Consider the following 24,381-nt stretch of genomic DNA (forward strand, 5'->3'; position numbering starts at 1 on the left):
TTCACAGCGAGTTGGTCACGTGTCTCGTCCGGGATGGGCATACCACACCAACGATCCCCAGAACGGGAAGCAACACCTTGATTCCCTGCAAGCCCTTAGATTAGGTAAAGGAGGAAGGGTGGTCATGCTCCCTGTAGTGGTGTAGTCGCTCGTCGAGTCGGTTGGGTTCGGGCGGGGGAAGCTGCGGGTCGTCCTCGGTGGGTCGGTGGTGAAGAACGGCAAGCCGGGCAGGGCCGCAGGGTTAGGGAAGACCGCGAACGCGGTGATGTCCGTCGCGGCGTCCAGCAGCATCGTCCTGACCTGCCGGAACTTCCGTCCGAGCATGTCGGCGACCCACGTCCAGCTGGGTGCGGACGGCCCTGGCGGTGGTCTGCGCGAAGAAAGAAATTCCCCATTGGCAGCCGAGTCGTCGTGGGGTATCGGGCGGCCAATCGCTGAAAGCCACAAACGGCAGAGCCTTTTGAACCACACCCGGCACCCCTGGGTGGGTCAACCAAACGAAGGGCTCACCGCATCCCACAGAACAACGTGGGGAGCCTTTTCAGCGCGGCCACCGATCGGATGACGGTGGTGGGGTGGGTGGACAGCGGCAACGCCCGAGGCTCCCGTGCCATTGAGGGAGTGTTCGAAGTCTCGATCCATCGGCGTAGGAGCCTCACGCTCCGGTCGAGTGGGCCACGACGCTCATCGTCAATCGTGAGGGTGACCGGCGGTGCAGGCTGCCGCCGCACCAGCGTGCGCTGGTCGCCCTGATGTACCTGCTACCCGGACTTCGTCCTGCTCGACGGACCTCGCGGAGTGCGCGTCCGGAAGTGCACCCATGCTCCGTTGACCGCGTTCGGACAGTCGGCGAGAAGTCAACTCACTGTCAGCCCCTCCATGCCAGGTTGAGCGCCGGTTCGGACGAAGCCATCCGGCAATGATCGAGTCATGCCGTTGTGTCGGGACCAGTGGGACGGTTGCGCAATGCCGTCCCGGACGGGGGTCTGACTCATCACCTGGGGCGCCAAGGGGTGCACCCCGGTCGTGCGCCGCCCGGGCAACCGGTTTTCGGTGAACGCTATGTCCGCGATCGGCACGAAGGGCCGGATGCACTTCATGGTGTTCACCGAGACCTTCGACGGCGACGTCATGTGCCGCTTCCTGGACCGGCTCGTCGGCCACTTCGACCGCGAGTGCACCTCGTCGTGGACGGCCACTTCGCCCACCGCTCCCGCAAGGTCCGCGCCTGGCTCGCCGACCACCCCGACCGGATCGAACCGTATTTCCGGCCCGCGTACTCGCCCGAGTTCGACCCTGACTAGCTGGTCAACTCAACGTCGGCCGCACGTCGTCCGCGGCTACTTCGGCGGCCCACACGTCCGCTGCACCCTCGAATAGAACCCCTTGAGTTTCGGATCAATAGGCACGCAACGTCTTCGCCCAATCAGCCGGCACTCGCCCCTCCGGCCCCGGCGCAGGCTGATCCGCAGGATGACTCCCCGGCGGCGCCAACTCCGGCCCCGACTCGTACAACTCGTCCGTGGCGTAGTTCCAGAACCACTCCTCACCCGGCTCGAAGCTCTGCACGAACGGATGCCCGGTGTCCCGAAAATGCCCCGTCGCATGCTTCGCGGGCGAACTGTCACAACACCCCACATGCCCGCACTGTGCACACCGCCGCAAGTGGAACCACCACCCCCCGACCGCATCGCACTCGGCACACCCGCTCCCGCTCGGCGGAACGCTCGGGTCGATTCCGTTGTCGCTGCTCATACAGGCTCCTCCTCCACAGAGGTCAGTGGCAGCAGCACCTGGAAGCGAGTGTCACCCGGCTCCGACTCCACCTGAATGCTCCCGTGGTGCTTGTTGACCACGATCCGCCAGGAGATGTCGAGACCGAGCCCGGTGCCCTCACCCACGGGCTTCGTTGTGAAGAACGGATCGAAGATCCGCCCACGGTGCTCCGGCGCAATGCCGACCCCCGTGTCCCGGAACTCCACCAGCAGCCGGTCGTGATCCGGCGCCGTCCGCACGGTCAACGTCCCTTCGCCGCCCGCGTCGTTGATGGCGGAGACCGCGTTGTCGATCAGGTTCGTCCACACCTGGTTGAGTTCCGCCGGGTACGCGGGGATCTTCGGCAGCGTACGGTCGTACTCCTTGACGACCTTGATCTGCCGGCCGATCTTGCCCGACAGCATCAGCAGGGTGCTGTCGAGGAGTTCGTGCACGTCGGCGTTCTGGAAGGGCGCGCGGTCGAGCTGGGAGTACTGCTTGGCGGCGTCGACGAGGTGCGAGATGCGGTTGGTGGAGTCGTTGATCTCGTCCATCAACAGCTCGTTCTCGACGGTGTAGTTGAGCCACCCGATCGCGCTCGGCAGGATCTCCTCGTCCACGGCCGCCGCGATCTGGTCCAGCCAGTCCGCGTCCAGACCGGCCTGCACGAAGGTGGGCGCGATGCGCCAGCCCTCCGCAATGCCGTGGTCCTCCAGCCAGTCGGTGAGCTCGTCCTCCCGGTCCGAGGCCTCCAAAGGGCTCAGCGTCGGCGCCTTGGCGACACGTTCGGCCGTGCGCTCCTGGATGTCGACGAGGTTCGCGATGACCTCGGGGGAGTAGGAGCCCTGCGTGATGACGGCGAGCTTGTGCCGCATCTTCGCCACCCGCTCCCGCAGCGTCGCGGTCGCCCGTACGGCCGCCGCCGCGGGGTTGTTGAGCTCGTGGGTGAGCCCGGCGGACAACGAGCCGAGCGCCAGCAGGCGTTCGCGTTGGTTGATGGCCGACTGGGTGCTCTTCTGGCCGAAGAAGAGGCCTTCCAGCAGATGCAGGGCCATCGGGAACCACTCCTGGACCACGGCCGCGAAGGTCGCGGCGGGCAGCACGAAGAACCGCGTCGGCTCCGTGACCCGCATCGAGCTGTTGTAGACCTGAGGCACCCGGTCCCCGAGGTAGGCCTGCCAGGCCCCGGAGTACACCCCGCGCTGAGAGGTCCGGGTGACCTCCACGTCGTCGCCGCCTACCCGCCTGGACAGCACGACGGTGCCCTCGACCATGACGTAGAAGCAGGTCGCGGGATCGCCCTCGGTGTACACGGGACCGGGCTGGAACAGCTCCACCCGGCCCTCGCTGCACAGCCTGCCGAGCTGCTCGGGCGTGAGCTTCTCGAACAGGAACAGCGCCCCGATCTCCCCCGGGTCGCACGGCATCGGCTGCCCGCTCATGACTGCTCCAGATAACGGTGGACGAGCATCACGGCCATGGCTCCCTCTCCGACGGCGGACGCGACGCGCTTGGCGGACTCGGCGCGCGCGTCGCCCGCCACGAACACTCCGGGGATGCTGGTCTCCAGGTGGTACGGCGGCCGGTCCAGCTCCCAGCCGGCCGGCGGCCGCCCGTCGGACGTCAGGTCGGGGCCGGCCAGGATGAACCCGCGTTCGTCCCGCAGCACCGTCTCGCCCAGCCAGTCGGTCAGCGGGGCGGCGCCGATGAACACGAACATCCACTGGGCGTCGACGAGTTCGGTCCGCCCGCTCTCCACGTCGCGCAGCGTCAGCTGCTCCAGGTGGTCGGAGCCGTGCGCGGCCTCGACGACCGTGCCGGTGCGCACCGAGATGTTCGGCGCCTCGTCGATCTGCTGGATCAGATAGTGCGACATGGACGCCGACAGCGACGCCCCGCGCACCAGCAGCGTCACCGACTTGGCGCCCCGCGCCAGATACATCGCCGCCTGTCCCGCGGAGTTGGCGCCGCCGACGATGTACACGTCCTGGCCCTGGCAGGACGGCGCCTCCGTGAGCGCCGACCCGTAGAACACCCCGCAGCCGGTCAGGTCCTCGCAGCCGGGCGCCGCCAGTTGCCGGTAGGACACGCCGGTCGCCAGGATCACGCTGTGCGCGGCGACCGCCGAGCCGTCCGAGAACCGTACGATCCTGGCGGCGCCGCTGACCTCCAGTCCCGTCACCTCGCGCGCGGTGAGGATCTCGGCGCCGAACTTCGCCGCCTGCCGTCGGGCCCGGTCGGTGAGCTGCGCCCCCGACACGCCGTCGGGGAAGCCGAGGTAGTTCTCGATGCGGGAGCTCTGCCCGGCCTGCCCACCGGTCGCCGACCGCTCCACCAGCACGGTCCGCAGGCCCTCCGACGCCCCGTACACGGCCGCGCCGAGCCCGGCCGGTCCGCCGCCGATGACGACGAGGTCGTAGAAGTCGGCCGTCGGCGTCGTGGCCAGCCCGACCTGCGCCGCCAGCTCCGGGGCCTCCGGGGCGACCAGCGGCGTCCCGTCCGGCGTGATCACCAGCGGCAGCCGCTGCCCGTCCTGCCCGGCGGCGGCCAGCAGGCGCTGCCCCTCGGGCTCGTCGGCCGAGTACCAGCGGTACGGCACCTGGTTGCGGGCCAGGAACTCCCGTACCTCGGACGAGCGCGCCGACCACCGGTGCCCGACCACCTTGGTGCTGGGCACCGGCCGGTAGTCGCTGCGCCGCCACGCCTCCAGCAGGTCGTCCAGGACCGGGTAGAGCTTCTCCTCCGGCGGACCCCAGGGCTTGAGCAGGTAGTGATCAAGATCTACGACGTTGATCGCGTCGATCGCCGCGTTCGTGTCCGCGTACGCGGTCAGCAGCACCCGCCGTGCCCCCGGATACACGTCCAGGGCCTGTTCGAGGAACTCGATGCCGTTCATCTGCGGCATGCGGTAGTCGGCCAGGATCACGGCCACGAGGTCGCCGCGCAGCTTCAGTTCGCGCAGCGCCTCCAGCGCGGACTCGCCGGACTCCGCCCGCACGATCCGGTGCGACGCGCCGTAGCGCCGCCGCAGATCGCGGGCGACCGCCCGGGACACCCCCGGGTCGTCGTCCACGGTCAGGATGACGGTCCGCGCTGCGTCGGCGGCCTGTGCCATACGTCTCCCACCCCGGGATCGGAACCAGGGCACGGCGTCTCAGCGACCGCCGCACCGACTCCGGCCATCGTATGTTCGATCCGACCGCTTCGCTCGGGTATGCAGGAGGCGGCGGTTTTCAGCCGCGCCGCGCGGCGAGCACGCGGGATGGAGGCGGTTCTTGACGGTCTTGCCCTCCGGTACCGGGACGAAGATCAGGCCCGGCAGACGGTCGTGCTCCGGCCGGATCTCGTACTCCTCGGCCGAGTCGTTCACCACGACCCAGCCGAGCGCCTCGGCCCACCAGCGCCCCAGGGCCGCCGGGTCGGCCGCGTCCACGGTCACTTGTTCCCACTCCAGGGCCATGGGCGCAGCGTAGTGAAGACTGGGCCCGAGCCACGTGACCACGACACAAGGAGGCAGCCGGAATGACGCGCCCGATCACGGCAGGGGTGGACGGATCCGAGGAGAGCCTCGCCGCGCTGGCCTGGGCGGCGCGGGAGGCGGTCCGGCGGGGCCTCGCCCTGCGGGTGGTGCACGCCTGGCGGTTCCAGCCGCACGACGCGATCGACGCGGGGGATCCGGACACCCAGGGCCAGTGGGTGCGGGAGGGGCTGGAGGGGGCCGCCCGTGCTGTGACCGAACGGCATCCGGGCCTTGATGTGACCACGGACGTCCTCCATGGCGCGCCCGTCGAGACGCTGGTCGCCGCGGCGGCGGACGCCGAGATGCTGGTGCTGGGATCGCGGGGCCACGGCACGGTCGTCGGGTTCCTGCTGGGCTCGGTCGGACAGCAGGTGATCGCCGAGGCCAAGAGTCCTGTCGTGCTCGTACGAGCCGGGGACCAGGCGTCCGCCGAGGCCGCCGGACGCGAGATCGTCGTGGGCCAGCAAGGCGACGCGGACGACAGCGCCGCCGCGCTGCGGTTCGCGTTCGAGACGGCCGCGGCGCGCGGGGCGACCGTGCGCGCCGTACGGGCCTGGACCCTGCCACCGCTGTTCGCCTACAGCCCGGCCTCCCTGAAGCTCCTCGACGAGGCCGGGGGACTGGAGCCGTACGAGAAGAAGGCGCTGGGCGAGGCGCTGCGGCCGTGGCGGGAGCGGTTCCCGGACGTCCATGTGGTCGAGCACGTGGAGATGGGCAGCGCCGGGCAGGTGCTGCTGTCGGTCGCCGGGCGGACCCAGCTGATGGTCGTCGGGCGGCGCGCCCACCGTACGGCCGTCGGCGCCCGCATCGGCTCGGTGGCGCACGGCGTCCTGCACCACGCGGACTGCCCGGTCGCGGTCGTACCGCACGACTGAGAGTCAGTCGGACGTCGTCGGCTGCAGCGTCTCCCGGGCCGTGGGCAGGATGTTGTTGATGTAGTCCTCGACCACCGTGTCCAGGCCGATGTCGTGCTGCGCCCGCTCGGACAGGTACCAGCGGTGTTCGAGCAGCTCGTGGTAGATCTCCGCCGGATCCATGGAACCGCGCAGCTCCAGCGGCACGGCCCGCACGGTGGGGCGGAAGACGTCCCGCACCCAGCGGTGGGCGAGGACCTCGGGGCGGGCGCCGAGCGGGTCGCCCGGGGCGTAGTCGTCCTGGGTGGCCATCCAGCTCTCCAGGTCGTTCAGGAGCCGGCGGGCCTGGTTCTCCTCGGTGTCCAGGCCCGTCAGACGCAGCAGCTGACGCTGGTGGTGGCCGGCGTCGACGACCTTGGGCACGAAGGTGACCGTGTCGCCGTTCGTGGCGTGCTCGATCTGCATCTCGGCCACGTCGAAACCGAGCTCGTTCAGGCGGCGTATGCGGCGCTCTATGTAGTGGTACTTGCCCGCCGGGTAGACCGAGGTGCGGGTCAGCTCCTGCCACAGGCTCTGGTAGCGGGCGCAGATCTCCATGCCGAACTCGATCGGGTCGACGGACGGGTGCAGGGCCCCGGACGCCTCCAGGTCGAGCAGCTCACCGCTGATGTTGACCCGGGCGAGGTCGAGATCGTAGTCGCGCTGACCGGTGCTGAGCTGCGGGTGCAGATCGCCCGTCTCGGCGTCGACCAGGTAGGCGGCGTACGCGCCCGCGTCGCGCCGGAACAGCGTGTTGGACAGCGAGCAGTCGCCCCAGGCGAACCCGGCGAGGTGGAGGCGGACCAGCAGCACGGCCAGCGCGTCCATCAGACGGTGCATGGTCGCCGGACGCATCGTCGTCTCGAACATCGAGCGGTACGGCTGCGAGCCGCCCAGGTGCCGGGTGACCAGCACCGACTCCAGCGGCCCGCCGGCGGCGTCGGTGCGGCCGGTGACCACGGCCAGCGGATCCACCGACGGGATGCCGAGCCGGTCCAGGTCGCGCAGCAGCTCGTACTCGCGCAGCGCCGGCCGCTCGGCGAGTTCCTTGACGGCGATCACCTCGTCGCCGGCCCGGGCGTAGCGCACGACGTGCCGGGAGATGCCGCGGGGGAGCGGCACCAGGACTTCCTCGGGCCACTGCTCCAGCGGCAGATGCCACGGCAGCTCCAGCAGGAGCGCAGGGTGCTCCGGGTTCGTCGCGCTGATCTGCAGTGCCATGGGCCGTTCGTCCTCGCCTCGCCGGTGATCGTCACCTCACCCTAAAGCGCGCGCTCCCGCGCCTGAAGAGCAGCTTCTCGCACCGACCCCCTGTGCACCGGCCCGTGTCCGGGCAGCAGCACGTCGCCCTTGAGCCCTTCGAGCACGTCCAGCGAGGCCAGGGCCTGTGCCCGCTCGCGGTGGAACATGTCCGGCAGCAGCTGCGGTCCCTTGATCCGCGAGGTGGGGTGCCCGCTGACCAGGGCGTCGCCGGCGATCAACACCCCGGCGTCCGGCAGGTGGTAGGCGCAGTGGCCGTCGGTGTGGCCGGGCGTGTGCACCGGGACCGGCCGGCCGGGCAGATCCAGCGGGCCCGCCGACGGGAACGCCTCGGGAGAGGTCACCGGCACGTGCGCGGTGCCTCCGGAGCGGATGGCGTGCACGGCCCACGGCAGGACACCCGGCCGCCAGCCGTTCTTCAGGACCGTCCCGACGCTGACCTGGTGCAGGAACTCCCGGCGGGCGTGGGGCACTTCGGCCTCGTGGAGGTATAGGGGCGTGCCGTACGTGGTGCGCAGATACTCGGCGTTGCCCAGATGGTCGGTGTGCGCGTGGGTGATCAGTACGGCCTTGACCGCCTCCGGCGCACTTCCCACCTCCGCGAGCGAGGCGAGGAGCCTGGCCCGGTCCCCGGGGTAGCCGGTGTCGATCAGGGTGACCGCGTCGCCCTCGGTGAGGATCACCCAGTTGGTGTTGCTGCCGTGCACCAGGTAAGTGCCGTCCGCGACTTGCTGCACATCCGCCCGCATGATCGTCCCGCCTGGTGAGGTCCGTGCCCGACGGAGACAGCAAACCAGATCAGGACGAAAGCGCCTTCGTCGGGGCCGGACGCATGCCGAACAGGAACCGCGTCAGCCGCGTCCTGCGCACCAGCCCCTCGTACAGGGCGAGGATCACCACCAGAGAACCGGTCACGATCACCGCGTACTTGACCGCGATCGGCGCCGACCAGCCCACCACGCCGTACGCGACGGCGACCACGACCGGCTGGTGCAGCACGTACACGGGCAGCGCGGCGATCCCGAGATACACCATGACGCGCGACGGCGTCCGGACCTCGCGCGGCCGGTCCAGCAGCCCGAGGATCGCCACGACCCAGCACCAGCCCGCCGCCCCGAACACCGCCCGCGTCACCAGCGCGAACGCGCTCCAGTCGGTGAACGGGTTGTCCAGGGACAGGAATCCGGGCGCGGTCCCCGCGAACAGCACGAGCCCGGACACGCCCACCGGAACGGCGAGTCGGCGCAGCGCGGCACGGACGCGCCCGTCGTCGGCGAGGGCGTGACCGAACAGGAAGAACACCAGGTAGGCCCAGCGGTTCCAGCCCGCGAAGCCCTCCTCCATGCCCAGGAAGGCGTTGATCGCGGCGAGCGGCAGGGCGGGCAGAAGCAGCACGGCCGGGCGTCGCTCCACCGCACGCCCTACGCGCTCGGCCCACACCGCGAGCGGCGCCGCGACCGGTGCGAGGAGCAGGCTGAAGGTCAGCAGAAGCACGACGAACCACAGATGGCCGGTCTCGAAGTGCTCCCCGTCCAGGACGAAGGGGAAGTCGGCCGGATCCGGGCGGACGGCGAGGAAGCGCGGCCAGAAACGCCAGTACGACTCCTCGTAGCCCGGGTCGGCGGCCCGCAGCCGCAGCCACTGGGGGAGCGGGCACAGGACGAGCGTCGCGAAGACCAGCGGGACGCCCAGGCGCAGCAGGCGTTCCCGGGTGAAGCGAGCCGGCCCGCGGCGGCGGATCGAGTACCGGGAGCCGATCCCGGCGACCAGGAACAGCATGGGCATCGCCCACACGACCGCCAATCCGGCGAGCACGGTCACGGCGTCGGTCGTCTCCGCGTTCTTCACGTAGAAGTCGTCGTCCGGCGAGAACACGAGACCCGAGTGGAAGAAGACCAGCCCGAGAACGACGAGGACCCGCAGCGCGTCCAGCTCGCTGCGCCGGGGAGCGGTGGCCGGTGCCTGCGTCTGAGCGCTCACCCGGACCAGTGTGGGGGCGCGGCGGGGCTTCGCCCAGAGGAAGGGCTGCCTCCGGCACCGTCCGCCGGAGGCAGCCCCCGCGTGCACCCGAAGCGGCCGCCTCTCCGCCTCAGTGCACGCCGTGCGGGCGGAACTGGACGCTGATGCGCGGTCCCGTGGCGCGTGTGGTTTTCGGGATCGAGTGCTCCCAGGTCCGCTGGCAGGAACCGCCCATCACGATGAGGTCGCCGTGCCCCAGCGGGCGGCGCACCGTCTCGCCACCGCCCCGCATCGGGCGCAGCAGCAGATCCCGGGGCGCCCCCACGGAGAGGATCGCCACCATCGTGTCCTCGCGCGCACCCCGCCCGATCCGGTCCCCGTGCCAGGCGACGCTGTCCCGGCCGTCGCGGTAGTAGCAGAGCCCGGCCGTGGTGAACGGCTCGCCGAGTTCCTCGGCGCAGTGCGCGGACAGCGTGTCGCGGGCCTGAGCGAGTACGGGGTGGGGGAGCGCGTCGTCCGCGCCGTAGAAGGCGAGCAGGCGCGGTACGTCCACCACGTGGTCGTACATCGTGCGCCGCTCCGCCCGCCACGGCACCTCGGCGGCGAGCTCCTCGAACAGTGCGTCGGCTCCGCTGAGCCAGCCCGGCAGGACGTCGATCCAGGCGCCGCGGCCGAGCTGGGTTCGGCGGATCCCGGCGAGGGACCCGAGCAGCAGCTCGTCGGCCTGGTCGAACAGGGAGCCCTGGAGATGCGTGGCCATGGATCCAGCCTACCCTTGAATCGAAAATCTGTTCCCATCAAACTTTCGACCGATTTCCTGGCCTCCTCTTTGGATACGTTCGTGTATCGGATACATTCGCGTATCGAACGGAGGCCGGGGCATGGCGGTGAAAGAGACGACCGGGCGCGTCACCAAGCGCCGCGTTCGCACACGCGCCAACCTGCTCGACGCCGCGTTCGCCGTGTTCGCCGCGAAGGGGTTCGGCCGCGTCTCCATCGAGGAGGTCTGCGAGGCCGCCGGCTACAGCAGGGGCGCCTTCTACTCCAACTTCGACAGCCTGGACGAGCTGTTCTTCGCCCTCTACCAGCAGCGCGCGGACCTGATCGCGGAGCAGGTGTCCGGGGTGCTCGCCCTCGACGGGCCGGACCTGGACGTGCCGGACGCCGTGGACCGGGTGACCGAGGTGCTGCTCCTGGACCGCGACTGGCTGCTGGTGAAGACGGACTTCCTGGTGCACGCCGCGCGTGCCCCGGCCGTCGCGCAGAGCCTGCTGGAACATCGCGCGCGGCTGCGCGGGGCGATCGCCGACCGGCTCGCCCGGGCGCGGGGGCACACCGAACTGCCTGCCGTGCTCGGCGACATCGAGGGGGCGGCCCACGCCGTGGTGGCCGCGTACGACGGAGTCACCACCCAACTGCTGCTGGACAGGGACGCCGAGCACGCTCGCGCCTGGCTGAAGCAACTGCTCACCGCGCTGCTCACCGACGGCAGCGACACCACCGAATAGCGACACCGGACAGCGCCACCACCGAATCAGGAAGGGACGGTCGCCATGGATGCCGACGTCATCGTCGTCGGAGCGGGACTCGCGGGCCTGGTCGCCGCGCACGAACTGACCAGCCGGGGCCGCAGGGTCGCGCTGGTGGACCAGGAGAACGCCGCCAACCTCGGCGGGCAGGCCTTCTGGTCCTTCGGCGGGCTCTTCCTCGTCGACTCCCCGGAACAGCGGCGCCTGGGCATCAAGGACTCCTTCGACCTGGCCTGGAACGACTGGCGGGGCAGCGCCCGGTTCGACCGGGTGGACGACGAGGACTCCTGGGCGGTGCGCTGGGCGCGCGCGTACGTGGAGTTCGCGGCCGGTGAGAAGCGGGCCTGGCTGGACGGGCACGGCATCAAGTTCCTGCCCACGGTGGGCTGGGCGGAGCGCGGCGACCTGCGCGCCGACGGCCACGGCAACTCCGTGCCCCGCTTCCACATCGCCTGGGGCACCGGCACGGGCGTCGTGGAGCCGTTCGTCCGGTACGCCAAGGAGGCCGCCCGCGACGGGCTGCTCACCTTCTACCACCGGCACCAGGTCGACGAGCTGGTCATCGAGGACGGCGCCGCGCGCGGCGTGCGCGGTACGGTCCTGGCCGACGACCGCTCGCCCCGGGGTGTCGCCTCCAACCGCGACCGGGTCGGCGAGTTCGAGCTCACCGCCCAGGCCGTCGTCGTCACCACCGGCGGCATCGGCGCCAACCACGACATCGTGCGCCGCCACTGGCCCGAGCGGCTCGGCACCCCGCCCGACGAGATGGTCACGGGCGTCCCCGCCTATGTCGACGGGCGGATGCTCGACATCAGCGCGGAGGCGGGCGTACGGCTCGTCAACCGCGACCGTATGTGGCACTACACCGAGGGCCTGCAGAACTGGGACCCGATCTGGCCCGGCCACGGCATCCGCATCCTGCCCGGACCGTCCTCGATGTGGTTCGACGCCCTCGGCCGCCGCCTGCCCGACCCGTGCCTGCCGGGCTACGACACCCTGGGCACCCTGAAGCATCTGCGCACCGACGCGGACATCGCCGGGTACGACCACTCCTGGTTCATCCTCAGCCAGAAGATCATCGAGAAGGAGTTCGCCCTGTCGGGCTCCGAGCAGAACCCCGACATCACCGCCAAGGACCGCGCCGGGTTCCTGAAGGAGCGCGTGCTCGGCAAGGGCGCCCCGGGACCGGTGGCGGCGTTCCTGCGCAACGGCGCGGACTTCGTGACTGCCCCGACCCTGGAGCAACTGGTCGAGAAGATGAACCAGCTGACGGACAAGCCGCTCCTCGACGCGGAGGCCGTCCGGCGCCAGATCGAGGCCCGCGACCTGCAGATCGCCAACCCGTACAGCAAGGACTCCCAGGTCCAGGGCATCCGCAACGCCCGCCGCTACATCGGCGACCGCCTCGGCCGGGTCGCCACCCCGCACCGCATCCTCGACCCGGCGGCCGGCCCCCTCATCGGCGTCAAGCTGCACATCCTGACCCGCAAGACCCTCGGCGGCATTCAGACCGACCTCGACTCCCGCGCGCTCGCAGCCGACGGGACCCCCATCGGCGGGCTCTACGCGGCCGGTGAGGTCGCCGGCTTCGGCGGTGGCGGCGTCCACGGCTACAACGCCCTGGAGGGCACCTTCCTCGGCGGCTGCCTCTTCTCGGGCCGCGCGGCGGGCCGGGCCGCGGCACGGCAGACGGCCTGACGATGGCCCACGGCCCGTCGCCTCAGGTGTGAACGCGTCACGCCTGAAGGAGACGGGCCAGCACGGCTGCGTGGCTCTGCTCGGGGGACTTCGACGAGGTCAGCAGGGTCACCTCACCCTTGCTCGCCAACTCCCGTACGTGATCGAGGAGTTCGGCCGCCTCGGGTTCGGCCAGCTCCGCCTCGTACCGGCCGGCGAACTCCTCGTACGACCTCTCGCCCGCGTGATACCAGCGGCGCAGCTCCGTCGACGGGGTGAGCCCCTTGGGCCACTCGTCCACGCGGGCCGCGTCCTTCGACAGACCGCGCGGCCACAGCCGGTCGACCAGGACGCGCACGCCGTCCTCCGGCTCGGGCGGTTCGTAGACGCGGCGGACGCGAATGCTCACGATCGTGCCTTTCTCGGACGAAGTCGTTCACGGAGCCTACTGCCGCGAACTCCTACGGCCCTCGAAGCGACACAACTCGGCCCGAGCGACGGGGTTCCGGGCGAGCCGCCGCCTAGGGTGAGGCCGTTGCCCACCCCCCCCACCTCCGAGGAGCACACGTGACGCAGGCCGACAGACGCACGACCGTCCTCCGCCGCGAAGCCGTGATCGCGACCGTCCCTCTCGCCCTGGCCGCGCTCCTCGTGGCCGCCGGGCCCGCGTCGGCCGGACCCCTCGGTGAGGCCGGCGTGGGCGATCCCTACTTCCCGCAGGCCGGCAACGGCGGCTACCACGTGGGGCACTATGACCTGACCCTCCGCTACGACCCGACGAGCCGTCACCTCGACGGCCACGCGGTTCTGACGGCCCGTGCCACCCAGCGCCTGACCCGCTTCGACCTCGACCTCAACGGCCTGAAGGTCACCGGACTCACCGTGGAGCACCGCAAGGCCGCCTTCCGGCGCGACGGACAGGAACTCGTCGTCACCCCGCGCCGCGCCCTGCGCCAGGGCCAGGTGTTCCGCATCGCGGTCACCTACCACGGCACCCCCGGCCCGGTGACCGATCCGGACGGTTCGCTCGACGGCTGGGTCCCCACCGACGACGGCGCCTTCGTCGCCGGGGAGCCGCAAGGCGCCATGACCTGGTTCCCGGCCAACAACCACCCCAAGGACAAGTCGTCGTACGACTTCACGATCACCGTTCCCAAGGGCCGCACCGCCGTCGCCAACGGCGTCCTCCTGGGGCAGCGGACGGCGAACGGCCTGACCACCTTCCGCTGGCACCAGCCCGAACCCATGGCCGCCTACCTCGCCACGGCGACCGTCGGGAAGTTCCAGGTCGAGCAGTACACCACCCGCGACGGCATCCGGGTCTACAACGCCGTCGACCCGCGCGAGGCCGCCGACGCGGCACCCGTACTGAAGAAGCTGCCCTCCGTCCTGGAGTGGGCGAGCAAACTCTTCGGGCCCTACCCGTACCGGGCCGCCGGTGCGATCGTGGACCGGGCGCCGGACGTCGGGTACGCGCTGGAGACCCAGACGCGTCCCGTGTACGACCGGGCGCCGGACCTGGACACGCTCGTGCACGAGAGCGCCCACCAGTGGTTCGGCGACTCCGTGTCCCTGACCAGCTGGAAGGACATCTGGCTCAACGAGGGCTTCGCGACCTACGCCGAGTGGCTCTACAACGAGCAGCACGGCGACGACAGCGCCCAGCAGACCTTCGACGCGCTGTACGCCCGCCCCGCCGACGACGACCTGTGGGCGTTCCCGCCCGCCGCCCCGGGCAGCGGCGCGAACATCTTCGGCACCCCCGTCTACGCCCGCGGCGCCATGGCCCTGCACCGACTCCGTACGACGGTCGGGGACCGGGCGTTCCTCCGGATCCTGCGGACCTGGGCGGCCGAGCGCCGCGACGGCCACGGCACGACGGCGCAGTTCGTCCGGCTCGCGGAACGCGTGTCGGGCAAGGAACTGGACGCACTGTTCCGGACCTGGGTGTACACCGAGGGCAAACCGAACAAGCCGTAGATCCTGACGAGTTCCTCACAAGTGTCGGCCAAGGTCGAGTCATGATCACCGACCGACCTCGTGCCGCGCTGCTGGCCGCCTCCCTGTTGCTCACCGGATGCGGCGGCGGAGCCGTGGCGACACCGGCCCACGAGCACGGCGCCGCCACGGCCACGACGAGCACAGCCACGCCGCGCACGACGGGTACGCCCACCCCCGAGATCACCCTGCAGGCCGCCCCACGGCACCTGCCCGGCCTGGGTCCGCAGACCTGGGCCGAGGTGCCCTCCGAGACCCGGCAGGCCGTCGTCGTCACCGGACGCGGCAGGAACTCCCCGCAGTCCACCGTCGTGCTGTACGAGCGCACCGACGCCGGCTGGGAAGCGGGCGACAGCCGGCCCGCCCACAACGCCCTGCGCGGCTGGACCGACCACCACCGCGCCGGCGACCTGCGCTCACCCATCGGGGTCTTCACGCTCACGGACGCCGGCGGCCTGCTCCGCGACCCCGGGACCAGGCTGCCGTACGACCACGGCGTCGGATTCACCGCCACCGGCACAGGCTTCGAGGGCGAGCCCCTCGCCGGCTCCTTCGACTACGTGATCGCCATCAACTACAACCGCAAGCCCGGCACTTCACCCCTCGACTGGACCCGCCCACTCGGTGCGGGCCGAGGCGGCGGCATATGGCTGCACGTCGACCACGACGGGCCGACACAGGGCTGCGTCAGCATCGCGCGGGAGCACATGCGGGAGCTGCTGTCGGCGCTCGACCCCGACCGGCATCCCGTCGTCGTCATGGGCGACGCCAAGTCGCTGGCCCGCTGAAAATCCCCCGAACGCTTAGGATCCGCCGGGTGTGCGCACATGTGCTGGTCGCCGAGGACGACGCGATGCAGGCCGAACTCATACGCCGCTCCCTGCTGTCGGAGGGCCACACCGCCACCGTGGTCCACGACGGGTCGGCCGCACTCGAAGCCGCCCGCAGGCTCAGGCCCGACCTCGTCGTCCTCGACCTGATGCTGCCCGTGATCGACGGGTTCGGGGTGTGCCGGGTGCTGCGCCGGGACGACGACATCCCCGTGCTGATGCTGACGGCCCGGTCGGCCGAGGACGACGTACTGCTCGGCCTCGAACTGGGGGCCGACGACTACATGACCAAGCCGTACAGCCCGCGCGAGCTGATGGCCCGCATCCGTACGGTGCTGCGGCGCAGCGGGCGTGCCGCCGACCGGAGGGAGGAACCCGTCGTACGCGCGGCGGGTATCGCCGTCGACCCCGTACGGCACGAGGTGCGATGCGACGAGGCCCCGGTCGAGTGCACGCCGGCCGAGTTCGAGATCCTGCTCGCCATGGCCGCCGAGCCCGAACGGGTCTTCTCCCGGCGGCAGTTGCTGGAGTGCACCCGGGGCATCGACCGGGCCTCGACCGAGCGGGCCGTCGACGTCCACATCATGAACCTGCGCAAGAAGATCGAGGCCGATCCGCGCAGGCCAATGCGGCTGCTGACCGTGTTCGGCGTCGGCTACAAGCTCAGCGGCGGCCGCGGATGAACCGGCGCGTACCGCTGCGCAAGCGCCTCCTGGTCCGGCTGCTGATCGCCACGGTGCTGATCGCCGTGTGCTCGGTGGCGGCGACGGCCTGGCTGGCGGTGGAGACCACCACCCGGGCACTGCGGGAGGAACAGGGGCAGGTCCTCGCGGAGGACATGGACGTCCTGGCCCGGCTCAGCGGCTACGCGGCGACGCACCCCGAGTGGCGGGGAGTGCAGGACACCGTACGGGCGCTGTCCGCACGGACGGGGCGCCGTATCGCCCTGACCACCACGGACCGCAGGACCATCGCCGACTCCGCCCCGCCCGGCACCTCCCTGCCGCCCCGCGCCGCCGCCACGGTCGACCCCCTGCGCGTCGACACGTACACGGAGCGCGGAGCGCAGCGCGGCGGCATCGATCCGCGTGTGGTGGGCCCGTACCGGGTGACGGGACAGGAGAAGGCACGGCTGGAGAAACTCGCCAAGGTCCGGCAGATGTGCTTCGCCCGCAACGGCTACGAGGCCACCGTCGTGCAGACGCCGAGCGGCCGACCGGTCGTCACCGACCACGACGGGCCCGTCGCGGGCGGCCAGGTGCCCGAGGAATGCGCGGACGGGCTGCTCAACACGCCGACTCCCACCGAGGAGAAGGCCCTCGCCGACCTGGCCGAGCGCTCCCGTGCCTGCCTGGACAAGCACGGCCTGAGTCCGGAGGCGAACAGTTTCGTCGCCGTCGACGTGACCGAACAGCGCCTAGGCACCCGCTACCCCTTGGGCAAGGTCGGCAGGCCCGGCGACCGAGAGGCCGTACGCAAGGCGGAGGACTGCGTCGACGCGGCGCGCCGCGCCCAACTCGACCCGTACGTCGCCCCCGTCGCCGAACTCTTCCTGGGCGGTGGCGACACCACCGCCGTGCGGTTCGACATGTCCCCGGCCAACAAGGCCAAGGTCGTCGGTGCCGCCGGACTCGTGCTGGCCGTCACCGTGGCCGTGACCGCCGTCGTCGCCACTCGGCTCGTCCGGCCGCTGAGGGCGCTGACGGAGGCGGCGCAGCAGCCGCCCGAGCTGCATGTGCGCGTTCCCGTCACCACCCGCGACGAGACCGGCATCCTCGCCGCCGCCCTCAACGACCTGACCGAGCGGCGTGAGCGGTGGGAGGCCCAGCGCAAGGCGATGGTCAGCGACATCGCCCATGAACTGCGCAGCCCGCTCACCAACATCCGCGGCTGGCTGGAAGTCACCCGCGACGGCGTCGTCGACCCGGACCCCGCCCTGCTCGCCTCCCTGCACGAGGAGGCGCTCGTCCTCCAGCGCGTCATCGACGACCTCCAGGACCTCGCCGACGCCGACGCCGGCACTCTGCGCCTGCACCGCGAGCCCGTCCGCGCCGACGAGCTCCTCGACCAGGTCGCCGCCGCCCACCGCGTCGCCGCCGACACGGCGGGCGTCACCCTGCGCACCACGGCCGACGGCACACCCTGGCTGGATGCCGACCCCGTCCGCATGCGCCAGGCACTCGGCAACCTCGTCTCCAACGCCCTGCGCCACACGCCGGCCGACGGCACCGTCACGCTCACCGCCCGGCGGGACGGCGACGATGTGGTCCTCCAGGTCACCGACACGGGGACCGGCATCGACCCCGCGGACCTGCCGTACGTCTTCGACCGGTTCTGGCGCGCGGAGAAGTCCCGCAGCCGGCGTACCGGAGGCAGCGGGCTGGGCCTGCCGATCGTCCGGCACCTGGTCGCCGCGCACGGGGGGACGGTCGAGGCGGCGAGCGAGGCCGGTACCGGTGCCGTGTTCACCCTGCGGTTGCCGGGAGCCGCGGCGCCCGACTGAGCCGCACGGACGCGACGCGTCTGCCACTGATCCGCCGGCTATCCGGTTTGCCGGGCCCGCCGCCGCAGCGCCCGTCGCTCGTTCTCGCTCGTGCCACCCCAGATCCCGATGAACTGCTCCGTGTCGAGTGCCCAGCGCAGACACCGTTCCCGGACCGAGCAGCGCCGGCAGACCGCCTTGGCCTGCTCCGTCTGCAGCAGCATCGGTCCGGACGTGCCGATCGGGTAGAAGAGGTCGGGGTCCTCATGGCGGCAGGCGGCGTGGTCTCGCCAGTCGTCCATCAAAGTCACCTGCGATCGTCGTACGTGCCCTCGGTGGATGCATTACTCGGTTTCGAGTCGCCTGTCGATGCGTGAGTGAAACCCCGTGGGACACCGGCGAATGCGGTCACTGTTCGCGCAGGCCCCACGGGGAGCCGTACGCCGTCAGCAGATCCAGGAAGGGGCGGGCCCCAAAGGCCTCCGGGCCCAGCACGCCCGCACCGGACCAGGCGCCGGTGGCGAGGAGTTCGAGGGCGACGACCGGGTTGACAGCGGTCTGCCACACCACGGCCTGGGAGCCGTACTCCGCCATGGACCACTGGTTGTCGACCACGTGGTACAGGTACACCTCGCGCGGCTTCCCGTCCTTGAGACCCCGCACCCACGTGCCCGCACAGGTCTTGCCGTGCATCCGCTCGCCCAGCGTCGCCGGGTCCGGCAGACACGCGGCGACCACGTCCCGGGGAGAGACCGCCACCGGCCCGGCGGCGCTCGGCACGGTCACCGGCTCGGTGCGGTCCAGGCCCAGCAGGTGCAGCGTCTTCAGCGTGCGGATGAACTCCTCACCCAGGCCGTACTTGAAGGTCACCCGGCGCGCCCCGACCCACCGCGGGACCAGGAGCACCTCCTCGTGCTCCACGTTCACGCACTCGACCGGGCCGATGCCCTCGGGGAACTCGAACACCTCGGGCTCGCTGAAGGGCTCGGTGGTGAACCAGCCGCTGCCCTCCTCATAGACCACCGGCGGATTGAGGCACTCCTCGATCGTCGTCCAGATACTGAAGGACGGCGCGAAGTCGTAGCCGTCGACGGTGAGGTTCGCGCCGTCGCGGACGCCGATCTCCTCGATCTCGTCGAAGAGTTCGTCGGCCGCGTACCGGGCGAAGACGTCCGACAGGCCGGGCTCCACGCCCATGCCGACGAGCGCCAGAGCGCCCGCCTTCTCCCAGTCGGCCGCCTGCTCGAACTGGGCGTCGCCCAGCTTGACCCCGCACTCCTCGTACGGCCGCTCCGGGTGCGGCCGCGACAGCGACATCGCCATGTCGACATACGTGGCCTCGGCCGTGCGTGCGGCCCGGAACAGCGGCATCACGAACCGCGGGTCGGTGGCGTTGAGGAGCACGTCGCACGCGTGCCGCCTCAGCAGCGCGGCCACCGCCGCCTCGTCGCCAGCGTCGACGCGCTCGGCCCGGAACCGGGCGTCGCCGCCGAGCGCCGCCACGGCCGCCTCGGCACGCCCGAGGTCGTGGTCGGCGACCACCATCGCCTCGAAGAACGGACGCCGGGCCGCGATCCGGGTCACGGCGGTGCCGACTCCGCCGGCTCCCACGAGCAGTACACGCATGACAAGACTCCCTCGACTGAAGGTCTACGACGTGGTGGGGCCCCGCCGCAGATACAACGCCGCCCGCTCGCGTAAGGTCAATCGCGTTGGCATAAGGAGCACAAGAAGGGAGGGCATGGTGCCGAAGCCGGTCGTTCCGGAGGAGAAGCGGCGCAGACGACGCCCCACGAAGAGCGGCATCGTGCTCTCGGAGCGGCTGATCGTCGAGACGGCACTGCGCCTGCTGCGCGAACACGGCAGCGCCGGCCTCACCGCCCGCCGCCTCGGCCTGGCCCTCGACGCCGACCCCAGCACGCTGTACCGGTACTTCCGCGGCATGGACGAGCTGGTTCTCGCCATCGGCGACGCCCTCATCGGCGAGGCCCTGCGGGGCTGGGAGCCGACGGGGGAGTGGCGGGACGACCTGCGCGCCGTCGGGCTGCGCATCCACGGGGCGTACGTCGCCCATCCGCAGGCCGCCGCGCTGACGACGAGCCGGGTGACCGGTCGGGCCAACGAACTCGCCGCGGACGAGGCCGTGTTGGATGTGCTGCGCACCGCCGGCTTCTCGCTGCCGGACACGGTGCGCATCTACCACGCCTTCATCGACCAGACGCTGGCCTTCGCGGCGCTGGACGCGGGGTCGCTGGCGCTGCCGAGCGAGGCGCTGCGCGCTGACGAGGACGTGTGGCGGTCCACGTATGCCCGGCTGCCCCGGGCTGCTTATCCGCGGATTGCCGAGGCGTCGCCGCTCCTGGCGACCCGGATGGTGAACAGCGCTTATCCGACGGCGCTGGAGATGCTGTTGGACAGCGCCGCGGCTCAGTTGTAGCCCTCGTCATCAACACAGCCCCGGGCCCCTTGGGGCGTGGCAGGACCCCCCCGACCAGGTCAGCCGCGCAACGCCTCGGCGGCCGTTGCCGTCACAGCCTCCGTGACCGCGACCAACGCCGGAGAATCCAGCTTCCACTGCTGCCAGTACAGCGGGACGTCCACCGGTCGTTCCGGGGCCAGCTGCACGAGCCGGCCGTCCTTCAGGAGTGGTTCCGCCTGGACCTCGGGGATCAGGCCCCAGCCGAGTCCTGCGGTCACGGCCGACAGGAAGCCCTCAGAGGTGGGGACGTAGTGCCGTACGGCACTCGCGCCGGTGCGGCTGCGCCGGAGTCTGCGGACGAATGCGTCCTGGAGGTCGTCACTGCGGTCGAAGGTCATCACCGGGGCCTCCACCAGTGCGTCGCGCAGCGCGCCGCCGAGATGGAGGTCGGCGAACTCAGGGCTCGCCGCGGCCAGATAGCGCAATCGGCCCAGCGCACGTACGGAACACCCCGCCACGGCATCCGGTGACGAGGTCACCGCCGCCATCACCAGGCCCTCCCGCAGCATCGACGCCGTACGGCTCTCGTCCTCCCGCCGCAGCTCGAAGCTGAGCCGTGGCTCCTGAGGTACGCGTGTGAGGGCCGGCAGGAACCAGGTCGCCAGCGAGTCCGCGTTGACCGCGATCGAGACCCGGGTCGCCTCCCCGGCACCGCTCATGCCGAGCTCGGCCCGCGCATCGCGCTCCAGCCGCGCCAGCTGGCGGGCGAACCGGACGACGACCTCGCCCGACTCGGTCGGCCGCACCGGCTTGGTCCGCACGAGCAGCACCCGCCCGGTGCGCTGCTCCAGCGCCTTCACCCGCTGGCTCACCGCCGACGGCGTCACATGCAGCGCGGCGGCGGCCGCGTCGAAGGTGCCCTCGTCCACCACCGCGAGCAGCGTCCGCACCTGGTCGAGGGGAAGCTCGGTCAGTTCTGTCTTCACGAGCGCTAATGATACGTAAGAATCTTTAGCTGTACTTGCAGTGATCCTTTCCTTAGCGTCGATGTCATGACCAACGCCCTCGCCACCGCGGCCGCCGGATTCGGCACCGGCCTCTCGCTGATCGTCGCCATCGGCGCCCAGAACGCCTTCGTCCTGCGCCAGGGGATCCGCCGCGACGCGGTCCTCGCCGTCGTCGGCATCTGCGCCCTGTCCGACGCGCTCCTCATCACCCTGGGCGTGGCCGGCGTCGGCGCGGTGGTCGTGGCGTGGCCCGGCGTGCTGACGGCGGTCGCGTGGATCGGTGGGGCGTTCCTGCTCTGCTACGGCGCCCTCGCCGCGCGCCGGGTGTTCCGGCCGAGCGGCGCCCTGCTGACCGACGGCGACGCGGCGGGGTCACGGCGCCGGGCGGTGCTGACCTGCCTCGCGATGACCTGGCTCAATCCGCACGTCTACCTCGACACCGTCTTCCTGCTCGGCACGGTCGCCGCCGACCGCGGCCCGATGCGCTGGACGTTCGGCCTCGGCGCCGCGTGCGCCAGCCTGTGCTGGTTCGCCGCCCTCGGCTTCGGGGCCCGGCTGCTGAGCCGTCACCTCGCGAAGCCCGTGGCCTGGAGGGTGCTGGACGGACTGGTGGCCGCGACGATGATCGCCCTGGGTGTCGGCCTCATCGCCGGAAGCTGAGACACGGATCCGAACACCCGGCCGGTGCTGCGATAGTGATCCCCGACGTGAAAGATGTAACGAGCATCCAGGAAGCGCGTGGACACCAGCGAGAGCAGCACGGAACCACAGGAGAAGGACCCCTCTTCGGTGGCATCCCGGCGGAGCGGCTGGCGCCGCTGGGCCATGGACACCCGGCCGCTGCGGCGCCCCGCCTACCGCCGCCTGTGGTCCTCGACCATCGTCACGGCGGTCGGCAGCCAGCTCACCGCGGTCGCCGTGCCCAAGCAGATCTACGACATCACCGGCTCCTCGGCCTGGGTCGGCGCCGCGAGCCTCGCCGGACTGCTGCCGCTCGTGGTGTTCGCCCTGTGGGGCGGGGCGATCGCCGACAGCATGGACCGGCGCAAACTGCTGCTGATCACCAACAGCGGCATCGCCGTCACCTCGGTGCTGTTCTGGCTCCAGGCCGTCACAGGCCTGGAGTCGGTGACCGCGCTGATGGTGCTGCTCGCCGTGCAGCAGGCGTTCTGGGGGCTCAACGCCCCGGCCCGCAACGCCTCCATCGCCCGCCTGGTGCCCGCCGACGAACTGCCCGCCGCGAGCGCCCTCGGCTCGACCGTGATGCAGACCGGCCAGGTGGTCGGACCGCTGCTGGCCGGGGCGCTCATACCCGTCATCGGCCTGGCCGAGCTGTACCTCATCGACGCGCTGGCCCTGTGCGTCACGCTCTGGGCGGTCGTACGACTGCCCGCCCTGCCGCCCCTGGCGGGCGCGACGGTCACGACGAAGCGACGCGCGGGCGTGCGCGAGATCGCGGAGGGCTTCCGCTACATCGCCCTGCACAAGGTGCTGTTACTGTCCTTCCTGGCCGACGTCGTCGCGATGGTCCTCGGCATGCCCCGCGCCCTGTTCCCGCAACTGGCGAGCCAGACCTACGCGTCGTACGGCGAAGGGCTCGCCCTCGGCCTGCTCTTCGCGGCGATCCCGATCGGCGCGGTGGCCGGCGGGCTGTTCTCCGGCACGTTCTCCCGGGCCCGCCGCCACGGCTGGATGGTGATCGGCGCGGTCGTCGCCTGGGGCGCCGCCATCACCGGTTTCGGGCTGAGCGGCAGCCTGTGGCTCGCGGTGATGTTCCTCGCCCTCGCCGGGGTCGCCGACATGGTCTCGATGGTCTTCCGCGGGGCGATCCTGCTGTCCGCCGCCAGCGACGAGATGCGCGGGCGGATGCAGGGGGTCTTCACGGTCGTCGTCGCGGGCGGTCCGCGGCTCGCCGACGTCCTGCACGGCACGGCGGGCTCGGCCTTCGGCGCACGCACGGCGACGGTGGGCGGCGGGCTGCTGGTCGTCGTCGTCATGCTGGGCCTGGCCGCCGCGCTGCCCGCCCTGCGCCGCTACCGCGTCTGAGCCTCAGAGCGCACTGCGCCCGTGCTGCCCGTACTGCTCCATCAGCCTGCCGCGGGTCAACTCCAGCCGGTGCGCGAGGATTTCGGCGACATGCCGCACCAGGGACATCCCCAGCGCCGGATCCTCCTCGCACAGCCGCAGCACCGCCGCCGCCTCGAACTCGTAGGCCCGCACGGGGCTGAACGCCTCCGCGCCGAAGTCCCACTGGTACGGCGGGAACAGCCAGGACCAGCCGAGCAGGTCGCCCGCGCCGAGGCTGGCGACGGTCACCCGCTGGATCGACGTCACCCGCTGGTCGAGGGAGACGGCTCCCGAGCGGATGACCCAGAAGCGGTCGGCCGTGCCGCCCGCCTCGAAGATCCGGGCGTCCTCCGGGAAGGAGACCTCCCGGGCGAGCGACATCAGGCGCTCACGCTGAGACGGCGGTAGGGCGGTCAGCAGTTTGATCGCTTTGGTCATGACACGGGGCTCCTCGCCGGCGACTGAGGTTCCGGGGCTTTCCCTGCGTCCATTTCAGCTGCTGCTGACGTCGTGAGCACCTCGGCGGAGGGCGGTTTCGGCCGGGGACCCGCGCGCTGCGGGGGCGCCGAGGGCATGAAAAAGCCCTGGCTGGACGGGGGAGACCAGCCAGGGCCGTAGGTGGTGGTGCGCGGGGGACGGATACGGTCTACCCCGTGACCACGTATGAATGAACCGTAAACCATCTACGGGGATTCTGCGTACTCGGGACCGGGGTACGTGACCGGTTTCACTCCGATCCATGTTTCCGGTCAGGTCTGCTCGTGGTGCTTGCCCGGGGTCAGGATCTCCTCGAGCACAGTGACCACGGCCTCGTAGGCCAGTGTCCGTACGGCAGCGTCGCGGGCCCCGTCGGGGTCGGCCGACCGCAGTTGCTCGCTCCTCGCCCGCCACGTCCGCTCCTCCTGCCGGGCACAGGCCCTGGCGCGCTGCATGCGCCGCAACAGTTCGTCTGAGTCCACGACATCGGTCATGTCATCCGCGTACC

Annotated in this window: 25 protein-coding genes and 2 pseudogenes; 12 read left to right on the forward strand and 15 right to left on the reverse strand. The window is 71.2% G+C overall.

Features of this window, described 5'->3' with window-relative positions; translation table 11 throughout:
* Positions 1 to 243 precede the first annotated feature (243 nt).
* Positions 244 to 385 (reverse strand): annotated as a pseudogene (locus ADL12_RS58290) (IS256 family transposase); the annotation flags it as partial.
* Positions 386 to 686: 301 nt separating this feature from the next.
* Between ADL12_RS58290 and ADL12_RS58295 the strand changes: the two are divergent.
* Both ADL12_RS58295 and ADL12_RS58300 read left to right on the forward strand, forming a co-directional pair.
* A pseudogene (locus ADL12_RS58295) lies at positions 687 to 761 on the forward strand (IS5/IS1182 family transposase); the annotation flags it as partial.
* Positions 762 to 1,175: 414 nt separating this feature from the next.
* Positions 1,176 to 1,304 (forward strand): transposase, encoded by a 129-nt coding sequence (locus ADL12_RS58300; protein WP_425265062.1) that lies wholly within the window; start codon positions 1,176 to 1,178, stop codon positions 1,302 to 1,304.
* 94 nt (positions 1,305 to 1,398) lie between these two features.
* Here the strand turns inward: ADL12_RS58300 and ADL12_RS49555 are convergent, their stop codons facing one another.
* The 4 genes from ADL12_RS49555 to ADL12_RS02965 are packed head-to-tail and all read right to left on the reverse strand — an operon-like array spanning position 1,399 to position 5,215.
* Positions 1,399 to 1,755, reverse strand: a complete 357-nt coding sequence (locus tag ADL12_RS49555) for a UBP-type zinc finger domain-containing protein (RefSeq protein ID WP_079051808.1) — start codon at positions 1,753 to 1,755, stop codon at positions 1,399 to 1,401.
* Positions 1,752 to 3,197, reverse strand: coding sequence for an ATP-binding protein (locus tag ADL12_RS02955; RefSeq protein WP_062698136.1), 1,446 nt, complete (start codon positions 3,195 to 3,197; stop codon positions 1,752 to 1,754). The genes ADL12_RS49555 and ADL12_RS02955 overlap by 4 nt, the downstream gene beginning before the upstream one ends.
* Positions 3,194 to 4,870, reverse strand: a complete 1,677-nt coding sequence (locus tag ADL12_RS02960) for an NAD(P)/FAD-dependent oxidoreductase (RefSeq protein WP_062698138.1) — start codon at positions 4,868 to 4,870, stop codon at positions 3,194 to 3,196. Before ADL12_RS02960 ends, ADL12_RS02955 begins: the two co-directional genes overlap by 4 nt.
* Before the next feature lie 39 nt (positions 4,871 to 4,909).
* Entirely contained in the window at positions 4,910 to 5,215 is a 306-nt protein-coding gene (locus ADL12_RS02965) for a VOC family protein (RefSeq protein ID WP_062698140.1), read from the reverse strand.
* Positions 5,216 to 5,277: 62 nt separating this feature from the next.
* Between ADL12_RS02965 and ADL12_RS02970 the strand changes: the two genes are divergently transcribed.
* Entirely contained in the window at positions 5,278 to 6,150 is an 873-nt protein-coding gene (locus tag ADL12_RS02970; RefSeq protein ID WP_062698142.1) for a universal stress protein, read from the forward strand.
* Between the two features lie 3 nt (positions 6,151 to 6,153).
* On the opposite strand, the gene ADL12_RS02975 is transcribed toward ADL12_RS02970, so the two are convergent.
* The 4 genes from ADL12_RS02975 to ADL12_RS02990 form a co-directional block, all read right to left on the reverse strand.
* Positions 6,154 to 7,389 (reverse strand): DUF4032 domain-containing protein, encoded by a 1,236-nt coding sequence (locus tag ADL12_RS02975; protein ID WP_062698143.1) that lies wholly within the window; start codon positions 7,387 to 7,389, stop codon positions 6,154 to 6,156.
* Between the two features lie 41 nt (positions 7,390 to 7,430).
* The gene (locus ADL12_RS02980; protein WP_062698145.1) at positions 7,431 to 8,177 is read right to left on the reverse strand and encodes an MBL fold metallo-hydrolase; all 747 of its coding nucleotides are present in this window, start codon (positions 8,175 to 8,177) and stop codon (positions 7,431 to 7,433) included.
* A 49-nt stretch (positions 8,178 to 8,226) separates the two neighbouring features.
* On the reverse strand, positions 8,227 to 9,408 hold the full coding sequence (locus ADL12_RS02985; protein ID WP_062698147.1) for an acyltransferase family protein: 1,182 nt from the start codon (positions 9,406 to 9,408) through the stop codon (positions 8,227 to 8,229).
* Between the two features lie 109 nt (positions 9,409 to 9,517).
* Positions 9,518 to 10,147, reverse strand: a complete 630-nt coding sequence (locus ADL12_RS02990; protein WP_062698149.1) for an alpha-ketoglutarate-dependent dioxygenase AlkB family protein — start codon at positions 10,145 to 10,147, stop codon at positions 9,518 to 9,520.
* 121 nt (positions 10,148 to 10,268) lie between these two features.
* Between ADL12_RS02990 and ADL12_RS02995 the strand changes: the two genes are divergently transcribed.
* Both ADL12_RS02995 and ADL12_RS03000 read left to right on the forward strand, forming a co-directional pair.
* Positions 10,269 to 10,895, forward strand: a complete 627-nt coding sequence (locus ADL12_RS02995; protein ID WP_062698150.1) for a TetR/AcrR family transcriptional regulator — start codon at positions 10,269 to 10,271, stop codon at positions 10,893 to 10,895.
* Between the two features lie 45 nt (positions 10,896 to 10,940).
* Positions 10,941 to 12,614, forward strand: coding sequence for an FAD-binding dehydrogenase (locus tag ADL12_RS03000; protein WP_062698152.1), 1,674 nt, complete (start codon positions 10,941 to 10,943; stop codon positions 12,612 to 12,614).
* 37 nt (positions 12,615 to 12,651) lie between these two features.
* Here ADL12_RS03000 and ADL12_RS03005 read toward each other — a convergent pair whose 3' ends face one another.
* Positions 12,652 to 13,002, reverse strand: a complete 351-nt coding sequence (locus ADL12_RS03005) for a DUF488 domain-containing protein (protein WP_062698154.1) — start codon at positions 13,000 to 13,002, stop codon at positions 12,652 to 12,654.
* Positions 13,003 to 13,160: 158 nt separating this feature from the next.
* On the opposite strand from ADL12_RS03005, the gene ADL12_RS03010 reads away from it, so the two are divergent.
* Genes ADL12_RS03010 through ADL12_RS03025 form a run of 4 tightly spaced genes read left to right on the forward strand, consistent with a single transcriptional unit; the run spans position 13,161 to position 17,924 of the window.
* Positions 13,161 to 14,573 (forward strand): M1 family metallopeptidase, encoded by a 1,413-nt coding sequence (locus ADL12_RS03010; protein WP_062698156.1) that lies wholly within the window; start codon positions 13,161 to 13,163, stop codon positions 14,571 to 14,573.
* Positions 14,574 to 14,614: 41 nt separating this feature from the next.
* The gene (locus tag ADL12_RS03015) at positions 14,615 to 15,379 is read left to right on the forward strand and encodes a L,D-transpeptidase family protein (protein ID WP_062698158.1); all 765 of its coding nucleotides are present in this window, start codon (positions 14,615 to 14,617) and stop codon (positions 15,377 to 15,379) included.
* Positions 15,380 to 15,408: 29 nt separating this feature from the next.
* Positions 15,409 to 16,104, forward strand: a complete 696-nt coding sequence (locus tag ADL12_RS03020; protein ID WP_062698160.1) for a response regulator transcription factor — start codon at positions 15,409 to 15,411, stop codon at positions 16,102 to 16,104.
* Entirely contained in the window at positions 16,101 to 17,924 is a 1,824-nt protein-coding gene (locus ADL12_RS03025) for a sensor histidine kinase (protein WP_062698162.1), read from the forward strand. Before ADL12_RS03020 ends, ADL12_RS03025 begins: the two co-directional genes overlap by 4 nt.
* Positions 17,925 to 17,962: 38 nt before the next feature.
* Here the strand turns inward: ADL12_RS03025 and ADL12_RS03030 are convergent, their stop codons facing one another.
* Both ADL12_RS03030 and ADL12_RS03035 read right to left on the reverse strand, forming a co-directional pair.
* Positions 17,963 to 18,205 carry a WhiB family transcriptional regulator gene (locus ADL12_RS03030; protein ID WP_062698164.1) on the reverse strand — a complete coding sequence of 81 codons (243 nt, stop codon included), beginning with the start codon at positions 18,203 to 18,205 and terminating at the stop codon, positions 17,963 to 17,965.
* A 106-nt stretch (positions 18,206 to 18,311) separates the two neighbouring features.
* Positions 18,312 to 19,529, reverse strand: a complete 1,218-nt coding sequence (locus ADL12_RS03035) for a saccharopine dehydrogenase family protein (RefSeq protein ID WP_062698166.1) — start codon at positions 19,527 to 19,529, stop codon at positions 18,312 to 18,314.
* A 118-nt stretch (positions 19,530 to 19,647) separates the two neighbouring features.
* Between ADL12_RS03035 and ADL12_RS03040 the strand changes: the two genes are divergently transcribed.
* The gene (locus ADL12_RS03040; protein WP_062698184.1) at positions 19,648 to 20,340 is read left to right on the forward strand and encodes a TetR/AcrR family transcriptional regulator; all 693 of its coding nucleotides are present in this window, start codon (positions 19,648 to 19,650) and stop codon (positions 20,338 to 20,340) included.
* A 59-nt stretch (positions 20,341 to 20,399) separates the two neighbouring features.
* Here the strand turns inward: ADL12_RS03040 and ADL12_RS03045 are convergent, their stop codons facing one another.
* The gene (locus ADL12_RS03045; protein WP_062698168.1) at positions 20,400 to 21,308 is read right to left on the reverse strand and encodes a LysR family transcriptional regulator ArgP; all 909 of its coding nucleotides are present in this window, start codon (positions 21,306 to 21,308) and stop codon (positions 20,400 to 20,402) included.
* Between the two features lie 66 nt (positions 21,309 to 21,374).
* On the opposite strand from ADL12_RS03045, the gene ADL12_RS03050 reads away from it, so the two are divergent.
* Positions 21,375 to 21,989 (forward strand): LysE/ArgO family amino acid transporter, encoded by a 615-nt coding sequence (locus ADL12_RS03050; RefSeq protein WP_062698170.1) that lies wholly within the window; start codon positions 21,375 to 21,377, stop codon positions 21,987 to 21,989.
* Between the two features lie 78 nt (positions 21,990 to 22,067).
* Complete coding sequence (locus ADL12_RS03055; RefSeq protein ID WP_062698172.1) at positions 22,068 to 23,375, forward strand: MFS transporter; 1,308 nt, start codon at positions 22,068 to 22,070, stop codon at positions 23,373 to 23,375.
* A gap of 3 nt (positions 23,376 to 23,378) precedes the next feature.
* Here ADL12_RS03055 and ADL12_RS03060 read toward each other — a convergent pair whose 3' ends face one another.
* Positions 23,379 to 23,834, reverse strand: coding sequence for a cyclic nucleotide-binding domain-containing protein (locus ADL12_RS03060; RefSeq protein WP_062698174.1), 456 nt, complete (start codon positions 23,832 to 23,834; stop codon positions 23,379 to 23,381).
* A 311-nt stretch (positions 23,835 to 24,145) separates the two neighbouring features.
* Positions 24,146 to 24,367 carry a hypothetical protein gene (locus tag ADL12_RS03065; RefSeq protein WP_062698176.1) on the reverse strand — a complete coding sequence of 74 codons (222 nt, stop codon included), beginning with the start codon at positions 24,365 to 24,367 and terminating at the stop codon, positions 24,146 to 24,148.
* Positions 24,368 to 24,381: the final 14 nt, after the last annotated feature.

The organism is Streptomyces regalis (genome assembly GCF_001509475.1).
Taxonomy (GTDB): domain Bacteria; phylum Actinomycetota; class Actinomycetes; order Streptomycetales; family Streptomycetaceae; genus Streptomyces; species Streptomyces regalis.

What these genes read in the sequence shown, in the direction of transcription:
- ADL12_RS49555 (WP_079051808.1), bottom strand. Translation starts at nt 1,755, where the DNA reads ATGAGCAGCGACAACGGAATCGACCCGAGCGTTCCGCCGAGCGGGAGC.
- ADL12_RS02970 (WP_062698142.1), top strand. Translation starts at nt 5,278, where the DNA reads ATGACGCGCCCGATCACGGCAGGGGTGGACGGATCCGAGGAGAGCCTC.
- ADL12_RS03065 (WP_062698176.1), bottom strand. Translation starts at nt 24,367, where the DNA reads ATGACCGATGTCGTGGACTCAGACGAACTGTTGCGGCGCATGCAGCGC.
- ADL12_RS03050 (WP_062698170.1), top strand. Translation starts at nt 21,375, where the DNA reads ATGACCAACGCCCTCGCCACCGCGGCCGCCGGATTCGGCACCGGCCTC.
- ADL12_RS02955 (WP_062698136.1), bottom strand. Translation starts at nt 3,197, where the DNA reads ATGAGCGGGCAGCCGATGCCGTGCGACCCGGGGGAGATCGGGGCGCTG.
- ADL12_RS02975 (WP_062698143.1), bottom strand. Translation starts at nt 7,389, where the DNA reads ATGGCACTGCAGATCAGCGCGACGAACCCGGAGCACCCTGCGCTCCTG.
- ADL12_RS02965 (WP_062698140.1), bottom strand. Translation starts at nt 5,215, where the DNA reads ATGGCCCTGGAGTGGGAACAAGTGACCGTGGACGCGGCCGACCCGGCG.
- ADL12_RS03030 (WP_062698164.1), bottom strand. Translation starts at nt 18,205, where the DNA reads ATGGACGACTGGCGAGACCACGCCGCCTGCCGCCATGAGGACCCCGAC.
- ADL12_RS02960 (WP_062698138.1), bottom strand. Translation starts at nt 4,870, where the DNA reads ATGGCACAGGCCGCCGACGCAGCGCGGACCGTCATCCTGACCGTGGAC.
- ADL12_RS03035 (WP_062698166.1), bottom strand. Translation starts at nt 19,529, where the DNA reads ATGCGTGTACTGCTCGTGGGAGCCGGCGGAGTCGGCACCGCCGTGACC.
- ADL12_RS03000 (WP_062698152.1), top strand. Translation starts at nt 10,941, where the DNA reads ATGGATGCCGACGTCATCGTCGTCGGAGCGGGACTCGCGGGCCTGGTC.
- ADL12_RS02990 (WP_062698149.1), bottom strand. Translation starts at nt 10,147, where the DNA reads ATGGCCACGCATCTCCAGGGCTCCCTGTTCGACCAGGCCGACGAGCTG.
- ADL12_RS02980 (WP_062698145.1), bottom strand. Translation starts at nt 8,177, where the DNA reads ATGCGGGCGGATGTGCAGCAAGTCGCGGACGGCACTTACCTGGTGCAC.
- ADL12_RS02995 (WP_062698150.1), top strand. Translation starts at nt 10,269, where the DNA reads ATGGCGGTGAAAGAGACGACCGGGCGCGTCACCAAGCGCCGCGTTCGC.
- ADL12_RS03015 (WP_062698158.1), top strand. Translation starts at nt 14,615, where the DNA reads ATGATCACCGACCGACCTCGTGCCGCGCTGCTGGCCGCCTCCCTGTTG.
- ADL12_RS03060 (WP_062698174.1), bottom strand. Translation starts at nt 23,834, where the DNA reads ATGACCAAAGCGATCAAACTGCTGACCGCCCTACCGCCGTCTCAGCGT.
- ADL12_RS03025 (WP_062698162.1), top strand. Translation starts at nt 16,101, where the DNA reads ATGAACCGGCGCGTACCGCTGCGCAAGCGCCTCCTGGTCCGGCTGCTG.